The 22,057-nt window shown below is 62.1% G+C and carries 13 protein-coding genes; all 13 read right to left on the bottom strand.

Annotated features, from left to right (window positions below):
* Positions 1 to 316: 316 nt before the first annotated feature.
* The 13 genes from ONB52_07975 to ONB52_07915 all read right to left on the bottom strand — a co-directional run bounded on the left by ONB52_07975 (position 317) and on the right by ONB52_07915 (position 21,890).
* Entirely contained in the window at positions 317 to 1,912 is a 1,596-nt protein-coding gene (locus tag ONB52_07975; protein ID MDZ7416087.1) for a capsule assembly Wzi family protein, read from the bottom strand.
* Complete coding sequence (locus tag ONB52_07970) at positions 1,909 to 3,282, bottom strand: glycosyltransferase family 4 protein (GenBank protein ID MDZ7416086.1); 1,374 nt, start codon at positions 3,280 to 3,282, stop codon at positions 1,909 to 1,911. Before ONB52_07970 ends, ONB52_07975 begins: the two co-directional genes overlap by 4 nt.
* A 64-nt stretch (positions 3,283 to 3,346) precedes the next feature.
* Entirely contained in the window at positions 3,347 to 4,759 is a 1,413-nt protein-coding gene (locus ONB52_07965; GenBank protein ID MDZ7416085.1) for an undecaprenyl-phosphate glucose phosphotransferase, read from the bottom strand.
* Positions 4,760 to 5,497: 738 nt separating this feature from the next.
* On the bottom strand, positions 5,498 to 7,657 hold the full coding sequence (locus tag ONB52_07960) for a hypothetical protein (GenBank protein ID MDZ7416084.1): 2,160 nt from the start codon (positions 7,655 to 7,657) through the stop codon (positions 5,498 to 5,500).
* A gap of 19 nt (positions 7,658 to 7,676) precedes the next feature.
* On the bottom strand, positions 7,677 to 8,405 hold the full coding sequence (locus ONB52_07955) for an FkbM family methyltransferase (GenBank protein MDZ7416083.1): 729 nt from the start codon (positions 8,403 to 8,405) through the stop codon (positions 7,677 to 7,679).
* Between the two features lie 225 nt (positions 8,406 to 8,630).
* The gene (locus ONB52_07950; protein MDZ7416082.1) at positions 8,631 to 10,970 is read right to left on the bottom strand and encodes a DUF3604 domain-containing protein; all 2,340 of its coding nucleotides are present in this window, start codon (positions 10,968 to 10,970) and stop codon (positions 8,631 to 8,633) included.
* Positions 10,971 to 11,069: 99 nt separating this feature from the next.
* A complete protein-coding gene (locus ONB52_07945; GenBank protein MDZ7416081.1) occupies positions 11,070 to 12,596 on the bottom strand; it encodes an alkaline phosphatase family protein in 1,527 nt (508 codons plus the stop codon).
* Positions 12,597 to 12,731: 135 nt separating this feature from the next.
* Positions 12,732 to 14,414, bottom strand: a complete 1,683-nt coding sequence (locus ONB52_07940) for an alkaline phosphatase family protein (GenBank protein MDZ7416080.1) — start codon at positions 14,412 to 14,414, stop codon at positions 12,732 to 12,734.
* Between the two features lie 124 nt (positions 14,415 to 14,538).
* Positions 14,539 to 15,798, bottom strand: a complete 1,260-nt coding sequence (locus tag ONB52_07935; GenBank protein MDZ7416079.1) for a glycosyltransferase family 4 protein — start codon at positions 15,796 to 15,798, stop codon at positions 14,539 to 14,541.
* Complete coding sequence (locus ONB52_07930) at positions 15,795 to 17,159, bottom strand: O-antigen ligase family protein (GenBank protein MDZ7416078.1); 1,365 nt, start codon at positions 17,157 to 17,159, stop codon at positions 15,795 to 15,797. Before ONB52_07930 ends, ONB52_07935 begins: the two co-directional genes overlap by 4 nt.
* Positions 17,160 to 17,250: 91 nt before the next feature.
* Positions 17,251 to 18,246 (bottom strand): glycosyltransferase family 2 protein, encoded by a 996-nt coding sequence (locus ONB52_07925; protein ID MDZ7416077.1) that lies wholly within the window; start codon positions 18,244 to 18,246, stop codon positions 17,251 to 17,253.
* A 1-nt stretch (position 18,247) separates the two neighbouring features.
* Positions 18,248 to 20,266, bottom strand: coding sequence for a metallophosphoesterase (locus tag ONB52_07920; protein MDZ7416076.1), 2,019 nt, complete (start codon positions 20,264 to 20,266; stop codon positions 18,248 to 18,250).
* Between the two features lie 4 nt (positions 20,267 to 20,270).
* Entirely contained in the window at positions 20,271 to 21,890 is a 1,620-nt protein-coding gene (locus ONB52_07915) for an alkaline phosphatase family protein (protein ID MDZ7416075.1), read from the bottom strand.
* Between the last annotated feature and the right edge of the window lie 167 nt (positions 21,891 to 22,057).

Here is a 22,057-nt window from a genome sequence, read left to right as displayed (position 1 = left end):
TCAGGGGTGAAATGTCTATAGTAATTGTCAACACCGCCAACTTCCAACTCCTTTGGGAATGACATGTAACGGCGTTTGCCTTCAATGCAAGATGAGATCAATGATGAAGCACGATACACATGTCACCCCGAGGGGGGTTCATTTGGGCGAACGGCACCTGGCGATAAACCTCTCACTCCTATCGGAGTTCATCAGATGCAAAGAACAGTCATGTGGCCATGTACGCTTGAGTCGGATGATCTATTTATTATTGCAGATGATTCCGTTCCGCCCCCGCTGGTTTATCGCTGTCACCCCGCCAGCCCGGCCCCGCGCCTCATTCCAAACCCAGCCACCAGAATTGCTCGAGCCCAAGCTGCAGCCGCACGCTGGTTTCCTGCTGCTGCCGGCCCGCCTGATTGGCAAAATTGCGGTAGCGCGCGTGCCCGGCGGCCAGCGCGAGATGGAAACCCGCGGTGGCATGCCAGCGCGCTTCGAGATGGACATGCGTGCTGCGCTCCACCACGCCACTGGGGAATTTCTCACGATACCCCTGCTGCAGATCCGCGTTCACCCACGGCATGTCGAACGGCCGCTCCAGGCGGCCCTCGCCGTGGCGGCGGGCTTCGTAAGAGTAGAAGAGCTGCACATTGCCGCCGGCATAGGCGCGGCCGTGCACCAGCCAGCGGTCGAAATCATTGCCGAGAAAGTGCGCCAGCGGCCGGTTGCGGTGCAGAAACTTTTCCCACACGGTGATGGCATTGTAGGTGCGATTGGCAACGCGGGTGTATTCCAGCCCCAGGGTGACCCCGCGCCAGCCGAAGGGCTCCGCCAGCTCGCCGCCGAGCAGAAAGGCAATTTCATTCGGCTCCAGATCGCCGCGGCGCGTCTTCTCGACTTGCACGTCATCGATGAGCAATTGCGCATAGCATTCCAGCCCGTCGCGCGGCCGCAGCACGGCGTCGAGCGCGCCCGCGGTGTTGCTCTTCAGCGATTCGTTGAGCTGCTCGCCGTGAAACGCCAGGAGCGGATTGAGATAGTACAACTCGAAGCCGCGGCCCGGGCCGCCGTACAGCACCAGTTGCGTAACCGCGAGCGTGAGCAGGTTCGTTTTGAACCGGACTTCCGCGCGTGCGGCAGCGAGATAGCGTTCACTCACCTCGGTGGCGTAGCGCGTGCGCAGGGAATCCGGCAGATACTCCGAATTCAGTTTGGCCGCGAGATAATCGAAGCGAAAGGGCGCGAGCGTGAGACGGCCGAAAAAATGATCCAGCGGCCGGGAGTAATCCGAGAGCAGCAAAGTCGCATCCGTGCCGCGTCCCCAGCGCACAAAATCACGGCCCAATTTAGCGACATACCTGCCGAAATGCAAGGCCACGTAGGCCTGCTCGGTGTAGCCGGCAAAGCCGCGCCAGCGCTTGCCCAAATAATTCGGGTCTTCACGCAACTCTTCATCCAGGCGAATGGCATTCACCAGGGCCACGTGCCGGTCGGGGAACAACGCAAGCTGCGTGCGCAGGCCGGCGCGGCTGTGCCAGGCGGGTCCGAAATCACCGGCGCTTTCGCTCAGCCGGCCGCCCAACTGCAGCCACGCTTTCTGCGCGCGCGGCGTGCGCGCAAACTGCAGCAGCCGCATTTGCCAGAATCGCTCCGGCGCAGATGCCGTCGCCAGACCGGTGGTATCGGCCAGGCGCGCCATGTCACCCAGCGTCACCGGCCAGTTCGCCGGGGAAAAATCCAACTGCCGGTGACGCAAACTCAGCTCACGCGCATAAATGTAGGACCAGTGATAGGTCGGCACGGTCATGATTTCCTGCGCCGCGCCTGTGATGCAACAAAACAGCAGCATGCCGGCACAGGCACGCAGCATCACGGCAAAAGGGAAGCGGCAACTCCTCAAGGTTATGGCATCGTTGCGAACGTTCCTGTTCATAGTTCGACTTTCTCCAGTCGCTGACCGGATTGGCGCGGCGGCGGTGCCGGGGACTTACCCGCTTGGCGGAGCGACGGGTGCTGCGGCGAACGATTGAACAACCTGGAGAAAAGTCCCGGTGCCGGCCCGGTTTCGCACAGGCGCTGGATCACCTCCTGGTATTGACGCGCCACGCGCTGCAGGGTGAAATGGCGTTCGAAATACTCACGCGCACGCTGGCCGGCATGGTGGCTGAGCTGTGGTGCCTGCAACAAGTTTCTGAGCAAGTCCGCAATGGCGTCGCGATCCTGATCTTCATCGAACACCCAGCCACACTGGCATTCCCGCACCATGTCGATCAACTCACAGGGCTTGCTCGCCAGCCCCAGAATGGCGCGGCCGGCGGCCATGTAGGTGTAAATCTTGCTCGGCACGCCGAAGCCGATGGCCTCGCGCTCATGCGAGACCACGGTCAGATCCGCGGCGGCGAGTGAGTGCTCCATCAAATGCCGCGGCTGATAGGGAAAGAACAAGACGTTGTGCAGGCCGCGCGCCCGTGCCATTTCCTGCAGCTTGGCTTTCTTCACACCATCGCCGATGAACACAAAGCGGATCGGCAGATCGGTCAGCAACGCCGCTACTTCAATGAGAATCTCCAGCCGCTGGCGCCAGCCCATGTTGCCGGAGAACAGCACCACGAACTTGTCGAGCAGGCCGTGCTCGCGGGCAAACAGGCTCGCCTGCTTGGGCAGACAGCGCACCACGCGCGGATCACACCAGTTGTGAATGATGGTGGTGGCCACCGCCGGATAACGGCCTTTGATCACCCGCTCCATGTACGCCCCGATCGCCACGGCCACATCGGTGTGGCGCAGGGCCCACCGATTGATCCCGCGCCACAACCGGTCGATCAGGCTGCCCTCCCGCAGCAGGCCCACTGCGCAGGATAATTCCGGATGCAGGTCATAAAACAGGGCAATGAAACGCTGGCCGCGCAGCAGCTTCAGGACCGCGCCCACGACATGCGCCATTGGCGGATTGGTGCTGATCAGCAGCGGTGCTTCGCGCGGTGTGCGCCAGGCGAGCAGGGCCAGCGCAACCGTGCCCCACAGCCAGTTGAGCGCCTCGCCCACGCGGTTGCTGCGGCGGAACGGCAGCCGGGGCAGGCGGCGCACCGGCACGCCGTGGCGTACTTCGCGCCACGGGACTTTGCCCTGTCTCACATAGCCGTGATAGCCGGGGGTGAGCGTGCAAACGCGCACCGCCACGCCCTGCTGCTGCAATTCCACCATCAGCTCCTCGAACAACTGCGCGGTGGAGGACAAATCCGGCGCATACTGTTCGCTGACCAGTGTCACGCTCAGGGGGTGTGTTTTGCAATTCCTGTTCATCTCTCTCGCATGAATGAAACTGCCGTTTGTGAAGCAGTGGTTTGCTGCCGGCGGCCCGCAGACCTCACAGCCCGCGGGCTTTTTTGCTGATCACACCCCCGAACAGGGTCAGCAGGATGATCTTGAGATCGAAGGCGAACGACCAGTTCTCGATGTAATACAGATCATGTTCGATGCGCCGGTCGATCGAGGTGTCGCCGCGCCAGCCGTTGACCTGTGCCCAACCGGTCATGCCGGTCCGGACCTGGTGACGAATCATGTAGTTGGGCACCCGGGTTTTCAACTGGCGCACGTGATAGGTGCGCTCCGGCCGCGGCCCGACCAGGCTCATGTCACCCATGAGCACGTTCCACAACTGGGGCAGTTCGTCCAGGCTCCATTCGCGCAGGAACTTCCCCAAGCGGGTGACACGCGGGTCATGGCACAGGCCCAAACCGACTTCATGATCGACCTTTTCCGCGCCCACTTTCATCGAGCGGAATTTGAGCATGTGGAAGGGGCGGCGGTTGATGCCGATGCGCTCCTGTTTGAACAACACCGGGCCGGGCGAGGTGAGCTTGATGGCAATCGCGATCACCAGCATCAGGGGCGCGAAAACGATCAGCGCCAGTGCGGCAAACACAGCATCGAACAGGCGCTTGCCGACACGATATTTCCAGGAGTCCACCGGCGTGAAGCGCACACTCACCAGCGGCAGGCCGGCGAAATCATGCACCCTGGTGCGCGGCTGGATGAATTTGAAAAAGTCGGGCACGATGTCGGTTTCCACGCCTTCCTGCTCGCAGGCTTCGACAATGCGCGAAATTTTGCGAAGGGCGCGTCCCGGCAGCGCCACGATCACCTTGTCGATGCGGTATTTTTCGATGATCTCGTCGAGATCGGTGGTGCGGCCCAGTACTTCCAGCCCGTATTCCTTTTTGTAAATTCCGTTGGTCTCATAGTCATCACAAAATCCCACGACACGGTATCCCAGCTCAGGGTGGCGTTTTGCCTGCGCGGCCACCCGCAGGCCCAGCTCACCGGCGCCGACAATGAGCACCTGGCGCAAATGATAACCGTGGCGGTGGGCCTGCCGCAGACCCAGCCGCAGCAGCAGGCGGCCGCCCAGCGTCAGCAGGAAATTCAGCACGCCGAACAGCACGAAGGTCAGACGCGAGTAGGAAATCTCCCGATAAAAAAAGGTGAACGCCGAGAGACACACCACGCCGGTGGCAATGCTGTACAGCAGCGGCCGGAGATCGGCATGCAAATGCGTCGGCCGCCGAAAGTCATACAGGCCGAAGAATGAGAACAATCCCAGCCAGAGTGGCAGGATGCCGCCGAGCATGATGAAATAGTCACCGGGATCGGGATTGGCATGCGGCAGAAAGCCGGCTTGAAAGCGCAGCCAGAAGGCGGCGTAAAAGGCCAGTGCGGTGGTGGCCCCATCCATCACGGCCGCCGCGATTTCCCAGGAGCGATTGTGTTTTTGGGACATGGCAAAACAATGGTGTTGCGCAAAGATGAATTTTGCCGGGTCGCCTGTGGTCAGCCTGCAGGAAATCTCGTTAAAACTCGGGCAAGATGCCGGCTAAGTGACAAGGCTCGTCCGAACAAGCATCTGTTCGAATGTTCCAACCACGGCGGCGCCGAAATTTCTCACCGCCGAAAGTTGTGACCTTTCCAAAAATTTTGCGGCAACGGCAGGACCGTTGCACCAACACGAACAACAATGCGTCAACGTGTGACTGCCCATGAACCCCGCCCGTCGGCTTGACATCCCTCTTTGGATATGGGCAGGGTGACTCCGGGTGTCATTCTCTGGAATGACTTTTTGGTGGCCTCTTCAAGAGCCAGACGTTCACTCCCCCGCGATCTCCAGGGGCATTCCTGCGAAACCTTCTGATTCCAACCCTCATGAGTGCCACCCCGGCCTGGGCAACCACCACAAAAATACTTTTGTAGCAGACCCGTCTGGGTCAGTGCCAAAAGGCACTGACTACAAAAGGCTACGGCCAAGCCGCAGCAGATCAAATTAGTGGACTGAACCGCTACGGTTTCTTCGAAACGCAAAGGCGCGGAGCCACCAAGCCGCAAAGGACAACCTTGCGGCTTCGCCTCCCGGCGGCTTTGCTTTTGTTTGCCACAAAAATACTTGTGCCGTGGCCCCTTCAGGTTCCCGGCCTCAGGGCACTTCTGCGAAACAACCGGTGATGCTGATTCCGACAATGCCGCCCTAGTGCAGAAAATAAACCGGCCGTGTATCAAGCTGCAGTTTGCCGGAGGCCGGTGTCAGGCGATTGCCGAAGAAATCCCACGCCTCGGCACCTTGCAGAGCGGCGGGCAGGGTCACCACAGCGGTTCCTTCGCTTTGCCACAGCGCGGCGAAGCGCCGGCCATCGGCGCGGCGATAATGCATGAGATATTGCCCGGGATTGTCCAATTCCTGGCGGCGCTCGAACACCGCATCGCCGCACAGTTGCGCCAGGGTGAGATAGGCGAGCAACGCCGGTTTCACGCTGGCGTCGGGGTCATAATCGAGCAGGCCGTGCACGTCCGGGCCGCTGCGGCTGCGTTCGCTGTCCATCGAATAGCAAAAATAGTACTTCACCCCCGCGGCCTTGGCGAGCAGGGCATGGCGCACAAGATATGCCGCCTGCGTCATTTCATTCACCGTGGTCGGCCGCGGCGGCGAATAGTAAGGTATCGCGGCGTTGATGGAATCGCGGCCGCGATAGCCGGTTTCCGTGGCCCACAATTCCGGCACATAGCCGCATAATTCCCGCACCTGCAGCCGCAGTTGTTCGATCTTCTCCATCAGCGCCTGCTCCGGCGCAATCTTCTCATACGGGTGAAAGGAGATGGCTTGCGGCCGCGCCTGGGTAGGCGTCAACGCTTGCTGCACGAACCCCGCGAGATTGTCGTCCGACCAGGCCAGGCTCAAGCCGGCGAGTCGCGCCTGCGGCTGCAATTGCGCGAAGGCACTCACTGCCGCCGCCAGCACGGCGCCATAGTCGCCGGGCGTGCCGTCGAAATAGCGCGGCAGGTTGGGCTCATTCCAAATTTCCCAGCGCGTGATTTGGCTGCCGTAGCGCGCCGTCACTTCCCGCAGGTAGTTGCGAAACTCGTCCAGCGAGCGCGGCATCATGTTCAGCAGGTCCGAACCGCCGGGCCTTGCCGGCACACTCGCCCAGCGCGGCGGGAATCCCAGAATCGGCAGGAATTCGAAACCCTGCTCCTGCAAATAGGCGAGCAACTCATCGGGCCATTGCCATTTGCCAGGCTTGGGCTCGACCTGGCTCCAATAAAGCTGCAGCACGTTGCGCAGATAGGTCACGTGCGCCTGGCGCAACAGCGGCAGCGTGATCTCCAGATTCATGGCGTTGAGATGCATGCCCCACACCGCCTCGCCGCGCGTGGCCGCCGGCAATTGTGCGTTTTGTGCGGCCAGGCGCAGCACGCCCTGCGCGACCAGCGGCCCGGCAGCCTCACGCAGCGTCCACGCCAGGCGATAGTCATCGGCGTGCGCCAGCGGAACGGTGAAGACGTGGCGCCGCGACGTTTGCCCTGCCAGCGTCAACGCTTGCGCCGGCAAATCCTGCCCGGCGTGCAATCGGCCGGCGAGATGAAGCTGCAGTTTGAGAGCGCGCGGCCGGTCCGTGCGGTTGGCAAGCCAGAGTTGCAGCGGAACCTGTGCCGGCGCAGCAGAGAGTTTGGTTTTGCGATCGACGGGCTGCAATCCGGCAGTCAGTTCGGCCTCGGCGCAGATGCTTTGGCCGCGGTGGCGGAATTCGATTTGATCGATCCAATAAACCCCGGGCGCTTCGAACTCCAACGCCAGCCGGTACGCGTCTTTTTCCGCCACCGGCAGGGTGCCGCTGAGCACCACGGGCGTCCAGGCCGCGCTGATGACTTCATGATCGGCGGCACCGCCGCGGCGCTGCTTGCCGCGGCGCAGCGCCTGCTTGGCAACGCCGTTGATCACACGCAAGGCCACTTTGCCACCGGCACCACCGGCTTTCACCTGCGCGGAGAATTCAAACTCGCCGCCCCCCGGCAGCGTGAGCCAGGGGCTGACGAGGCGAAAGCTGCCTCCATCGAACACCCGGCTGCGGCTCAAATCGATTTTTAAAGAGCGCCATCCCGCGGTGAATTCGATCGAGTCGGAAGTGATCGTGAAGCCGACAAGGTTTTCCGCCAGGGGCTTCCATCCCACCGACCCCAGCTCGAAACCGGCATTGTCGAGCGTGTATTGCGGCCGGTGGTAACGCACGACGTCGTCGCTGTCGGCAGGTGCTCTGACACAGGAAAACAGCACCGCACAGTACACGACGGTGCGCACACCCAGTCTGCGCGAAACGGGGTGAATTCGCATGTTCAGAAAAGTTTTTGGCATCCAAGCCATCTGCCTTCAGTCATAATTCTGAAGCCCTGACAAACAGCGCATCCATCTGCAACACTTCGCCGGTTTTGGGCGCGGCCAGCCAGCCCACCGGCCGGCTGAAACGCATGCCCTGGTTTTCCATCAAGCGAACCAGATCCATGAACAGCAGCTCGCCGTTGTACAGCGGTTTGAAGGAGGTTTCCAGCACGGCATAGTCGACCTGCGGCAGGGTTCGGGTCGCACCGCGCAGCGTTTGCGCCTCATAGCCCTGTACATCGATTTTGAGCAACACCGGCGGCGGCAGCGTCGTGCCAGCCAGCATCTCATCCAGGGTGGCGACGCGCACGGTGATCTGACATTCTTCCTGCGCGGCCGGGAACGCCTCGCGATGCGCCGGTGCCAGCGGCAAGAGCGAGCTGGCCCGGCTTTGCGCATTCACCCGCATCGCCATCTCGCCGGCGCGCTCGCCGAGCGCCACCGGGTGAACGGAGATATTTCCCAGGCGTGCCGCGTGCCTGCGCAGGCGCGTCACACATTCCGGCAGCGGCTCGAAGGAATGCACATGCACCCCGGGGAAGAGTCTGGCCGCCGCCACCGCAAACTGACCGACGTTGGCGCCGACATCCAACACCGTGGCCGGCCGCAGCCCCTGCTTCACCAGCGCCGAAACCATGCGATAGGAGGTGATGGAAAACTGCGGCCACGTCAACAGAGCCTTGAGCGCGGCCGGGCTTTCCAAAAGGGAAAGAAGTTGTTGCATGTTGTGCAGCAGTCCCATTGCGAGCGAATTAGTGTCCGTCTGAAATCGCGAATTTCTCTCAGAGTATGTTCCTGCAACGGCTTGGCCGTGACATCACAATCCTCGGAATTTTCACGACCCCAGCGTTTTAGAAACCTCGGCGCCGGCGAGATTGGAACGTTTTCACAGCGGCCCGAATTACCCGCTTATCGATCGCAGAGGATTTCGCACCGGCCCCTTGTCCCTTCACTTCATCACCAGCAGCCGCTGCACCAGCACGCGGCCGGCGGCCTGCAGGCGCAGAAAGTAAAGCCCGTTGGCAAGCGCCTGTGTATCCAGGCGGGTGGCATACCAACCTTCTGATTCAACACCATCGAACATCACGGCGACTTCCCGGCCGAGCGTGTCAAACAGACGCAGGGTCGCGCGGCCGGCGACCGGCAGATAAAAATTGATCTGCGTCTGGCCGCGATTGGGATTGGGATAACTCGCGCTGAGCCGCAATTCCCGCGGGGGCACCTGCTGGTGCGTGGTGTCGAGCGGATTGGGCGCCATCACCCAAATCGGGCTGGACCATGCCCACACCTGGCGATTCAACTGCCGGCTCATATCATACACCTCGTTGTGCTGCTTGACGCGCAGATAGTAGACTGTGTCACCGGCATAACTCGAATCCACGACGGTGCGTTTCATCTGCAGTCCCTCGCCGGGCCAGTGCCGAATCACCTCGAAAACCGGATGCCCGTTGTGCCAGCGGCCCCGCGTCATGTTCCATTTGAGGACTTCCATGAAAGCGATGCTGTCTGTGCCGATGACCTCGGCGGTTATAAGCGGAAACGTTCCCGGCGGCATTTCCAGCCGTGATCCCATCATGCGGTCGGCGATGGTGAAATCCAGCAACAGGCGCTGGCCGGTGGTGGCGTAGACCCGGCGCTGGCGCAACGCCTGAAAAATCGCGTCGCGTGTCAATTCCGGCGCCAGCACAGCCGTCAAGCCGCGAAACGGCAAGCCCGGCCGGGCGCTGTGATCATCACTGGAGGCGATGCTGCCGAGCACTTCGCCGGCCGCCCAGGCATCCTGCGCGTAGTGCGGGCCGGGCATGCTGGCGCGGCCCTCCTTCTGGAGCTTTTCGTAAGCCAGGGGATGATCGGGTGCGTACAGCTCACTCTGGCCGTGTGACGAATAGATCTCGATGAGCGGTCGATAGTAACGATGGCCGAACCCGGGGCCGAAACTGACGGCTGAATTCGAAGCCGGCGACCACATGATGCCGGTGTGATGCGGCACGGTCAGGAATTCCACCCCCGGCGGCAGCACTCTTTCGAGGCGGCGCCACAGCTCCTGCACCTCGCCAAGCAACTGCTCTTGATAGAGCGGGAGCTGCGCCAGCGCAGCATCCGTGCCGTTGAAATAGACATTGTGATGCCCGGAGGGCGCCAGCCGGCTGTACTCGTAGCCGAGAAGAGTCACAAAACTTCCCGGCTGGTTGTACTTGACCACCTGCGCCTTGATCTCCTGCCATTCCGCCGGTGTGATGCCGATCAAGTCGGCATAATCAGTGCTGGTGTGTTCAGTGGGCGCATAAAAATCCAGGCCGGCAACGTCACGCGCCTTGGCGAACGAGCCGGTGCCGTGGCCGTCGTGACTGATGCGCGAATGGCTGTGCAGATCGCCCCAAAAAATGCGGTAGGGCGGCGCGGTCGCGGTCACGCGCACCGGATTGCTCTCTGTCACCAGTTGTGTGTCACTGTTCAGCAGTTGCGCCTGCACGTTGACACGATGCGTGCCGGTGCTCATGAACGTCACGGGAATGTCCAGGCGGCCGCTGTCCGTGAGCGTGAGACTGGTGCTGCTGAGCAGATGGGCTTGCGCATCGCCGGTGGACAGGAACAGCCTGGCCGTCGCCTCGGGCACAAGATTGAATTCTTCATCCAAAATCACCACCCGCAGGCGGATCGCTTCCCCAACGACGGCCTGCGACGGCAGATAGGCCGCGAGCTGGTGCGGCATGCCCGGTTTGACGTGCAGCACGGGTGGCGACAGGATTTCTTGAAAGACACCGCTGCCGTTCAAATCATAGGCAATGTTCATCGTGTCCACAAACGCCGAGGGCGGCGCGCTCATCCTGCCATGCGGGCGATTGGCGCCGTAGATCAACTCGATCATATCGCCGCGCCGCAAACTGCCTGCGGTGACTTTCACCGTGACGATCCAGGCGTTGCGGTCCCAATCCCAAACGAGGGCGGCATCGCTGCGCTCCAGGCTGGTGATGGCGACCCGGGCGCCGGGATTGGTGGTGCGCACGGCCACGTAATTCCGCCGCAGCGAATCGCTGTTTTGCGGCTCGCCAAAGCCCTTGATGAAGCGGCATTTGATCGTGGCGCCCGTGCGTACACTGTCGGTTTCGACCCGCAAGCGCACGGTCCACGTGTCGCGACTTTTTGCGATGGCGGTTGTCGGTTCCACCGTGGCGGTGAAATCAGGTCCGCCACTGCGACCCGTGGTCGAGAGGCCGATCCACACTGCCAGCAGCAGCAAGGCGGCACAAAACCGCATACCCCAGAGGTATGCCCGTTGACGAGTCATGGCGTTCTCCCCATGGATTCCATTCCGCGTGAAAAAACAAACAGGCTCCGGCACCCAAGCCGGCCCGCCCCACCCATAGCGATTGACTTGCATTCGTCTTCACAGATAACCCAGACTGCGCAGATGCTCCTTCAAGGTTTCATCGGCGGCGGCAGTGTCTTCCTCGTAGCTCCAATCCGGCTCTTCCCAGGTTCCCCGATAGCGCACGGGCGAGGCCGCGAGAAAATCGGGCGTCAACATCTCGGTCAACACGCGGCCGTCCATGTCGCGGCCGACCGGCAATCCCAGCAGGGCGAGCAGCGTGGGCGTGATATCCAGCACACTGGCCTGCGACAGAGTGGCACCGCGGCGGATCGCCGGGCCGGCAGCGATGAGAATGCCCTCGCGGTGATGATCGCCGGAAATCGTGCCCAAGTCACCGGCCACGATGCGCTCCACGGGAATCACGCGGCCATTCGGCAATTTCACTTGCAGGCCGTGCAAATCGCCGATGGCCGGACTGAGCGACAGTTCGAGATTGCCGTAGGGATCGGGCTTGACCGCGAACAGCGGCGTCTCTGCCGGCGTGAGATGAATCGCGGTCAGATCGGCGTGCATCTTCGCAACTTGCGCGGGCTGCTCCTGACGGTGGCGGAAAAAGGTCGCGCCGCGAATGTTGAAGGAACGCACCTGGGCTGCCGGCCAGCCGAGCAACTCGATCAATGCCTCCGGCAGGATGCGCACTGTGCGGTCGGGCGTGCGGCCCTGCGCTTCCGGCACGGATTGAAAGCCGTGATCCGACACCACCAGCACATTGGTTTCGCCGCGGTCGAGTGCCGCCAGCGTGCGGCCGATCATGCGATCCACCGTGATATAGGCCTGCTGAATTTTGCCGCCATGCCGTCGAATCTCCGGCGCCGGTACGTCCTGGAAGCGCTCCGGCTCCATGAACTTCCAGTAATTGTGCGAGGTGCTGTCGACCAGTGTGAAAACATACATGGCCAGTTCGGCCTGATAGTGCTGCACCTGCTTGCGAAAGACGTCGGAGTAGACGGCGAAACCGAGGCGGCGCATTTGGTAAAATTTTTCGAGATCGTCGCGCTGCAGCCGCGTGCGTGCCAGCGTCCAGGCGGCGTCGAGAAAGGTGAGCGGCCGCACGCCCAGGCGGTAGCTTTGCCAGGCCCGGCGCAGGTGATCGGCGAGCGAGCGTTTGCCGTCGGAGCGCTGCGTCATATCCAGCTCGCGAATGACCTGCAGTGCCGCGGGATGGGTTTCCGGGCCGCGCGAGAAGGAGCCGGGGATCACGAATCCCGGCAGCGTGGGCGGCGGCCAGGTGACCATGTAGCCGCACAAGCCGATGCGCAGGCCGGATTCCGCGGCCATGTCCCAAATGCGTTTGCAGCGCACGCTTTTGGAGGAGACCACGAAATCCCACACGCCGTGCTTGTCCGGCGTTTTGCCCGAGGCAATGCTGGTCCAGATCGCCGGCGAGACCATGGGCTCGAGCGAATGCAGCACGCCGGCGGAACCGGCGTCGCACAGGCGCTGCAAATTGGGCAGCCGGCCCTGCGCCAGCAGCGGTCGCAAAATGCGCCACGTCGCGCCGTCCATGCCAAACACCAAAATTCGGGGTGCAGTAGCGGTCACGCTAGCTCCTACTCCTGACTCTTACTCCTGCTCCTGCCCTTACTCTTACTCCCTCCCCCACTACACGCAAATGTCGGCACGACACGCGCCGGGGGGTTGTGTGAGCCTGCAGGCTCGCGCCATTTTCTGCCGGCATTACAAATATCCCAGACTGCGCAGGCGTGCTTCGACTTCGGCGCGATCGGCCTCACTGTACACCATCTGTTCGCCGCTGCGGGTGAACTCGAATTCCATGCGGTCAATCGGCCGGCTGCGCAGCATCTGCTCCTGAAAACCGGCGGTGAGCACCTCGCCATCCATGTCGTTGGGAACGGGATAGCCCATCAAATAGAGCGCCGTCGGTGCCACGTCGATGATGCGCGCGTGTTCCAGCCGCTGGCCCGGTTTGACCCCCGGACCGTGCATCAGGAAAATGCCCTCCATGCGATGCTGGCCGGTGATGTAGGGCCCGGGGTCACGAATCACGCGGTGTGAAGAGAAAGAGAAGCTGCTGAAAACGATGTAGCGCGGATCCTTGGGGAAATACACCAGATCGGGTGCGCGCTCGAAAAACGGCCCGTCGAAGAGCTCTTCGCGTTTGTAGATTTCACCGATGAGCAATTCGCCGGTGAGGGGATCGCGGAACGCGCGCAGACGGGCGATGATTTCCGCGCGCGTGGCCTCATACTCCGCGCCCGGCTGCACCACGCCCTCCGGTTCACGGCCGGCCAGATTGATGAAGATCAAACCGGCAATGCCGCCGCCAATGGAATAGGCGCGCGACCGGCGCCAGTCGATATCGGGAAAGGAAAAGAACAGCTTCTCCGCCAGACGATAACCCTGCGCGGTGCCCTTGACTTTGCGCTTGACCCGGCTCAGGCCGAGACGGTTGATCAACGCAAAGACATTGCTCGGACTCAAGCCGGCTTGAAAGGCGCGGTATTTGAGCTGCGCCGCCGGCGTGCGTTTGGGCACGAGAAAACCTTCGTGCAGCAGCCAGGTGTTGCTGTAGAGGTAATATTCCAGCGGGCCAAAGCCGTGGTCGGAAAGCAACAGCAGCGGCACCCCGGGAAAGCGCCGCCGCACCTCGCCAATGAAATCATCGATCAGGCGGTAAACTTGCAGAATGGCGTCGCCATGACGCCGGTGGTCCTGCTCGTTGAATTTCGAATGCGTGCGGTCGTAATACCGCCAGAAAGAGTGCATCGCAAAATCGGTCTCGCTGAACACCTGCACGAAGAGCTGCCACGGCTTGTTCTCCAGGCAATGGCGTGCCACGATGATCTTGTTGCGCAGGGTCGCGAGCAAATCATCGAGATATTCCTGCTCGTTCTTGCCGGAAAAACTCACCGCGGGCAGCGGCTGATAGCCGGGCGCCAGTTTGCAAAACTCGTCGATGAGATTTTCGGGATGGCAGCGCTGCGGGCCGGCGGCCGGCACCGGCAGGCCGGCCACCATCAGGCCATTGAGCGGCCGCACCGGATAGGTGATCGGCACATTGAGCACGATCGCAGGCTGGCCGTGAAACCCCAGGAGGTCCCACAAACGGGCGCTCGCGACCTCGTCGGAGTTGACCGGCTCCAGGCGGTAGGAATTCGGCCGGCGCCGCATGAACTCGAACAAACCGTGCCGGCCCGGTCCCTTGCCCGAGGCAAACGAGTTCCACGCCACCGCGGTGCTCGGCGGGATCACGGTGCGCAGCGGCCCCCAGGTGCCCTCCTGCATCAAAGCAGCGAGATTGGGCAAATGGCCCTGGCCGGCCCACGGCAAAATCACATCGAAAGTCGCGCCATCCAGACCCAGAATGATCAAGCGGGAATGTTGCACGGATGCATTCACGAGTCGATTGTCCTCATTTAAAATTCGCCCACCCGTTCCACGGGGAAAAGAGGGCTGTGCCCGGTCGCCCTGCGACACAAGTCCGGCAATACTCTGTGCCGCCCGGGCAGGGAGCACGCCCGATTTACAGCTTGTCTGATTGCGACAGTGGCAGTTGCGCACCGCCCGTGGTTACGGCTGCCCGGGGCTGCCGGGAGCCGCCGGCCGCGAGCGTTTCATACAAACTTCTGAACTCATGCACGAATTTCGCAAAATTGAACCGGCTGCCGAGATTTGTCACCGCCGCCTGTTCCAGTTTCCGTTTCAACACCGGATCGGCCAGGACCTGGTTCACGCGCCGCGCCAGCTCCTCGGCATCCCCCCTGCGAAACAACAAACCATCCTCGCCGTGACGGATTTGCTCCGGCATGCCGCCGGCATCGGCCGCCACGACCACTTTGCCGATCGCCATCGCCTCCAACACCACGCCGGGGAACGGATCGTCATAGATCGAACATTGCACGATCACGTCACTCGCCGCCATGAGTTGTGGAATGTCGCTGCGCTCGCCGGTGAAGATCAGCACGCCCTGTTGCACCAGGGGTTCCGCCTGATGGCGCAACTCCCGGGCATAGCGTTCATGGCCGGGCAATTCGCCCCCGACGATGAGAAAACGCGCCCGGGCAAATTGCGTCCGGATGAGAGGAATCGCCTGCAGCAACACCCGGTGGCCCTTGCGGCGTGAGAGCTTGGCAATCAGGGTGATGACCGGCGCGTCCGCCGGCAGGCCAAATTCCTGCCGCACCGCGGCGCCGCTCACGCCGGGATGAAAGCGTTCGCGATATGGCCCGGGGTTGTAAATCACCGTCACCTTGTTTTGCGCGAAGCTGCGCCGCAGCGCCATTTGCCGCGCGGTGCAGTGCGAAACCGCCACGATGCGGGTGGCGAGCAGGTGCATCATCGTCGCCACCGGGTAGCGGGTCAGCGGGTTCGGCCGGCTGGCGCGCAGATGCCAGACCACGGGAATGCCGCAGCTCCACGCCGCCAGCGGCGCGTGGAAATCACGCAAATCGTTGGCGTGCACCAGGTCGATTTGCTGCTGCCGCAGCAGCCGCCGCAGCAACAGCACGCTGGTCATCGTCCGGCCGAGAAAGCGCAGCAAATAAAACGGATTGAGCAGCCGGCGGCAGATGCGATCGAGCGTGAGATAGGTGATACGCTGTGTCAGTTCCGGCGCGAGCGGCAAACGCGCCACCTGCGGCCGGGCCTCCCGCGGCAAAACCGCGGCAGCCGCAAAGCGGTGATCGTTGAAAATTTCAATGAGCTTCAGCAGGCTGAGGGAGGCGCCGCCCTGGGCAACAAAGAATGAACTGAAGTAGAGAAGGCGTATGCGTTGCTCTCTCATAATGACACCGTCGATGCGAGACGCCACCGTCCCTCCGGCTGCGGCATGAGCGCAGCATCCGGCGCGACCGCCTTCTGCTCCGCCCGCAGGCCCAGGGCGAGATGGAAAAACGTCAAAATCAGCGGCAACTCCGCCTGCTCAATCATGCCGGTGTACCACAACATTGCGAAAAGAATCGCACTGTAGCCGCCGACCATGCCGGCCGCCACCACGCCCACCGCCTCCGACGAGGCTTCCCGTTTGACCCTGGCCAGACGGTAAATGTGCTGCAACGGCTGCCAGATGGCGAGCAGAAAAAGCAGGCAAGCCGGCACCCCGCCTTCCGTGGCGATGATCATGAAAATGTTGTGCACCGTGGCACTGAAACGGTCACGGATTTCATATTCAGTGTAATGCAACAACTCGTTCGAGCGCCCCAACCCCACACCCAGCACGGGATTCTCCGCAATCAACTCGGAGGAAGCGAGCAGCAGAGTGTAGCGTATGGTTTCACTGCGGCTCCCGGGCAGCATCTCGATGCGCTGCGACAGGGCTTCGGAAAAGAGTGCAATCTCCGCGGCATAAGTAAAAATCAGGGTCACCAGAAAAATGCCGGCGAGCAGAGCGCTGAACAGCAGGCGCGCCCAATTCACCCGTTTGAAGGTGAGCACACCGGTGGCGTTGAACATCACCAGCATGCCGAACACAGCCGCGCCCCAGTTGCCGCGCGACAGGGTGAGCACCAAAGCGATGCCGGTGGTGACCGCGCAAATCCAGTAAAACAGCCGTGCGCGGCTGGTGCTCATCAGCGCCTTGGCGACGACCAGCGGCAGGAGCATGACGATCCAATTCCCCAGAATATTGGAATGTTTGAACGTGCCCTGCACGCGCACCAGATTCATCATGCCGGCTTTGTAGATGGAGATGTGCTCCATCTCCTGGCCGAAATACTGCTGCACGGCACCGATGCTGGACTGGGTGATGCTCTGCAGCAGACCCAACGCCGATTCCAGCGCGATCGTCACCACCAGGAACGTCACAATGGCCGACAAGGGATACAGGCGGTTCAGGTTGTGGCGGAGATAAAACCCGACCAAAAAGGCTTTGATCCAGAACCACCAGTTGTTGGCGCCGGTATCCCAGGCATTGTTGTAGGCGATGGACACCAGCAGCCACACCAGGAACAGCAGGAAAAAAAAGTCGAACTTGGTGAAGTGCAGCCGCTGATCGCGCAGTCCCAGGCGAAAAGCCCAGAAGAAGTAAACTGCCCAGAGCGGCACTTCGAAGAGATAGATGCGATAGCCGCTCTCCAGGCGCATGGCCAGTGGCAGAGGGAAAGTGATCAGCGTGATCCAGAACGCCAGTTTTTCCAGTTTGAGCATAGATCGTGTTTGCGAGTCATGTGCGCGCGGTCATCCCCGTGACGCGCTTCGCCTGCACTGGCCGGCCTCGACACGGCAACCGGCGGCGGCATCACCGTGCGGTCACAAACAGCCGGCGTCGCCGCGGGGTTTCGTGAAAGAGTGCCTGCCAGGCCGCCGGCAGCAGGGCAGTCAACCACGCCACGCCGGCTTTCAAGCCGGGCCGTGTGCGCAGGCTGGCGAGAAAATGCCGCCGTGCGCTGCGCCGGTCGCCCTGTTTTTGAAAGCGCCGCCCCACTTGAAAATGCATCTTCGCGGTGAGCGCCGGCAGATGTTCCCGCAGGTAGGGGAAGTGCTGCACCGCCACCTCCATGAATTGCTGGAAGGCGGCCTGCAACGCCGCCGGCGCGCCGGACTTGGAGGAGCTTGCCGGCACCACCCAGCGATCGACCAGCAGCTCCGGCAGATACACCACCTCGTGAACCGCCGCAATCTTCATGAAGAGCAGGTGGTCCTCGCCCATGCGCAAGCGTTCATCGAAACCGCCAGCCCGTTCGAAGATTCGGCGCGGCAGCAACAGCGTCGGCGTCAGCATGTTCAAGCGAAACAGGAACGAGGCAATCACGCGGCGCCGGCGCTCGTGCGGCACACGGTGCCACACTTCGCGCAGCTTGCGGCCATGAACATCACGCTCCTGCAGCGCGGTAAAAACCAGAGCGGTTTCCGGCCGGGCCTGCACAATGGCCATTTGCTTTTCGAGTTTGTCGGGCGCCCAGGTGTCATCGGCATCGAGAAACGCGAGAAATTCGCCACGGCTTTCGGCCACGCCGCGGTTGCGCGCCGCCGCCGGGCCTTGATTGTGCGGCTGCTGCAAGACACGCAGGTTGTGGTGCTGCGCCGCCAGCTTTTCGGCCACCGCCAGTGTATCATCCCGCGAGCCGTCATCGACGATGATGATCTCCGTCGCGGGCAGGGTTTGTGCCTGGCAGCTCGCCACGGCGCGGCCTAGCCAGCGGCCGGCCTTGTAAGCCGGGATGATGACACTGATGGTCGGTGCCCTGCCTGATTGCGCCGTTGGTGCATGCTGTTTTTCCCGCGCCGCCATCATCCTACCTCAGCAGAATCATCTTCCTGGTCTGCACCATTGCATTGACGTTGCACCGCAAGAGATACACCCCGGAGGGCGTTTGCGCGACCGGCCGCCAGGCAAAGGTGTGAAAGCCGGCGGGCAGGCGACCCTGCTGCAAAACGGCCACGACGCGGCCGTTGAGATCGCACACCTCCAGCCTGACCGTGGCGGGCTGCGCCAAATCAAAGCTGATCCTGGTTTCCGGATTGAAGGGATTGGGATAATTCTGGTACAACCGGAACCCCGTTGCATGCGTGCGCAGATTCCCCATGATCCCGGTCGTGGGCGGTGTCGGTGAGCTTGTTGTCGTCCAGCTCACCTTATCGAAGCCGGCGCCGGCTTCGGCATTTTCCGCGGTGGGTGAGTAATTCGCGTTGTGTACCCCCAGCGTCACCACCACCCGGTCGATCGCGAGATTTTCCCAACTCTTCTCCGGAAAATACCGCGCAAAATCGGAGCGCGGATAAAGCGTCAGCTCCCGCCATTCATCGAAAACCGGCGCCAGCTTCAGACAGACATACGGCCCGCGCACGCCAAAGAAGCTGAACGGTTCGCCCAGGCTGTACGCCAGCGCAAAGCGATGGACGCGTTCACCGGCTTTGAAGCCCGCCACCATGATGAAGGGCTGGCAGACCTCGGGGAAGCGGTATTCCGCTGCCGCGATCTTGTAGTGCAACTTCAACACCGGCCACTGGCCAGCCGCGGGAGCGCTCACCGCCTGCCGCACCTCCACAGTAAGATAACTTTGCGTGTCATAGACGGAGGCGCGGGCTTTGGTGTAAAGCTGGAGAAAGCGGCTGCCTTCGAATGCGCCGCCGGTCACCACCAAACGCTTCTGCACCGGCGGATTCTCATAAGGCAGCAGATGATTCACGAACCAGCCGGCCGGCCCATCCTCTTCGAAGCTGCCGTTGCGAATCGATTCCGCCGCCGGCAGCGCCCACTCGGGCTGCAGATAGCCGTAACGGCGGTCGTCGTATTCCTCGAAGGTGGCGGGGTCGAGGGCAATGCTTTCGCCGGCGAGTGTGTGAAAGGTAATGCTTTCGCATTGCGCACCATTGAGCCGCACCAGGCCCAGCCCCCAGGAGGATTGCGCGGTTTCCAGGTAATCCGCCTGGCGTGCAAAATTGGCGGCGTTGGGCATGACGATGAAGGCCGTGCCGCGGTAGCGCCAGGAAATGAGCGGAATCGCGGCGACGGTATTATGCACGTGGCCAAAAAAAGCGTACTGGACATTGCCGTGGCGCGTGAGCAGTTCGACCAATCTGGCACGGTGCGCGGCGCCCGGGCCGTAATGGTCGAATTGCACGCGACCCACGGGCAGCAGCGGATGATGGGTGAAAAACATCGTCGGCCGGTCGCGGTTGGCGGCCAGATCCGCCTCCAGCCAGGCGAGATATTCGGGATGGCGCTCGAGATAGGCATCGACGCCATAGCCATGCCCGCCGGGTTGCGAGAAAAGAATGAAATGCCAGTCCCCGGCATCGAAGGAATAATTCACCTTGTCCAGGCCGTTGATCTGCTGCTGTGCCCAGCGGAAGTTGGCAAACTCGCGGCGGCCGAGCGGATTGCCGGCGAGTGTGTCCGCGGCTGGGACATGATCATGATTGCCCATCAGCAAATAGAGCGGCATTTGCAGCGGCTGGACGGCCTGCACAAAGACGTTGAAGTTTTCCCATTCGCCGGTGTTGTGAATGTTGTCTCCCAGCGTGATGACGAATGCCGGCGCCAGCCGGTTGGTGAGCGCCACCGTCTGCTGCAGCCGCGGCACCACGGTTTTGGCATTGGCCTTGTTTTCTTCGCTGCCCAAACGGGTGCCGGGGGCGTAATGGGCGACTTGCGGATCGCCCCAAATGCCGAAAGTGAAAGCCTTTTCGCGTGTGCCAATCGCGGGCACATAGCCGCACAGCGAGTCTTGCGCCTGCCCCGGCGCCTGCCAGCCGAGCACCAGCAGCAGCCACAGGCAGCGCCGCTGATTTTTTTTGATGAGGCCTGACATCGTGTTACATGTACCCCAGAGTTTGCAGCCGCCGCTGCAGCTCACGCTCTTCCTCATCACTGAATGCGACTTCTTCCTGCACCGTTGCCGCGGGCTGGTGATACGCGATCGCGGCTGCTGGCCGGTCGAACCACTCCGACCGCACGCGGCCGTCGCAATGCGCCGGCACCGGCAGACCCAGCCAGTGCAGCAAAGTCGGCATCACATCTTGCAGTGCGGCTTCGTGCGACAGCCCCGGCGCGCCCTGCATCACACCCGCACCATTGAGAATAAAAATGCCCCGGCTTTCATGCGTGCCGGCGTGAAAATCCCCCGGCGCCACCGGTACCAGCAGCGTGCCCTCTCGAAAAAAGGTTTTGGAGGAAAAAGTGTAGCCTGCGGCCGGTGCGACGATGAGATCCGGCAACCGCTCGCACGCCGGCCCGCTGAAGATTTCCTCGCGGCGAAAGACCCTGTGCACCACCGGCTGCTGCGTGGCGGGATCGCGCCAGGCGTACAGCTTCGCGATCAAGTCCGCAACCTGCGGCGCGCCAGCCCCGGGGCCGAGATAGAGGCATCCCCAAAACGAACTGACCGCATAGGCGAGCGAGCGGCGGGGATCGATGCTGTGCAGCCGCAGTCTGGTGCCCAGCGCCTGCCGCCGCGCTTTGGGCAGCAGCCGCTTGCGCAGTTGCAGCACGTCCAGACGGCGCAGCAAGCCGGCATGGCGCATCCAGCGCGCCGGGGTTGTGGTCTGCGGCACGAGAAAGCCGTTGGCATGCAGCCAGTGATTCAGCTCGGCACGCATGCGATGGCCCTGGAAGCCGTGATCGGAAAGCACCAGCACCAGGGTTTGTTCGCCCATGCTGGCGCGCGCGGCAGCCACCAGTTCGCCCACGGCGTGATCCAGCGGTATGAAAAACTCCCGAATGATGCGTTGCCGGCGCTCGGGCTGAAAATCCGGATGCGCGGGATCGAGATGCGGCCAGAGCGCATGCTGCAGAAAATCCACGCATTGCAGTTGCAGCAGGGCAACATCCCAGGTCTCGCGCCGCAGGAGATGGAGCATGGCCTGCACCCGGCTGTCGAGAAACAGCCGCATCTTTTTGAGGAAAGCACCGAAGTCCGCGTGCAGACGTCCGCCCTCGTCTTCTTCTTTCAACAGCGGCCATTCATAACCCAACTGCGCCTCCAGCTCGGAGCGCAAAGCCGCGGGATGCGTGAAGGTCGAATCCCGGCCGGGCGTCATCAAGCCGCTGACGATCACGCCGTTGACCGCCGGCGGCGGATAGGTGACCGGCAAGTCCACCACCGCCACGCGTTTGCCGTGCTGGCTGAGAAGCTGCCAGAGCGTGGGCACGCGCAGCGAAGTCGCATTGACGAGATAAGCCTGATTGCTGCGGCGGTCATAGCCTTGAAAATCGAAAATGCCGTGCTTGCCGGGATTGCAGCCGGTCATAAACGTGCTCCATGCCGCCGGGGTGATCGGCGGAATGGTGGAATGCAACACGCCGCTCAGGCCGTCGTTCGCCAGTGCCACGAGGTTCGGCAGATGCCCGGCTTGCATGAGTGGTTGCAGCACCGTCCAGGTGCCGCCGTCGAGGCCAAGACAAAAGGCGCGTGGTGGAAGTTGCGGGTTCTTCATGAGCGTCAAATTCAGGCTTGCACTTCGGGGTCAGCCAGACAACTTCTCCCGTACAGTCGAAGACTTCCAGTCTGCCGGCAGGGGCAAACGTTTCCAGGGTGTTGCCCCCGCTTCCGCATTTCGCCTTTGGAGGGAACCTCTCAGTAACGTGTGAACTCGCGCGCTGT

The sequence above is a fragment of the candidate division KSB1 bacterium genome (genome assembly GCA_034506255.1).
Taxonomy (GTDB): Bacteria; Zhuqueibacterota; Zhuqueibacteria; order Zhuqueibacterales; family Zhuqueibacteraceae; genus Coneutiohabitans; species Coneutiohabitans thermophilus.
The sequence above is the reverse complement of the archived record's forward strand: the minus strand, read 5'-3'. Positions and strand labels throughout refer to the sequence as shown.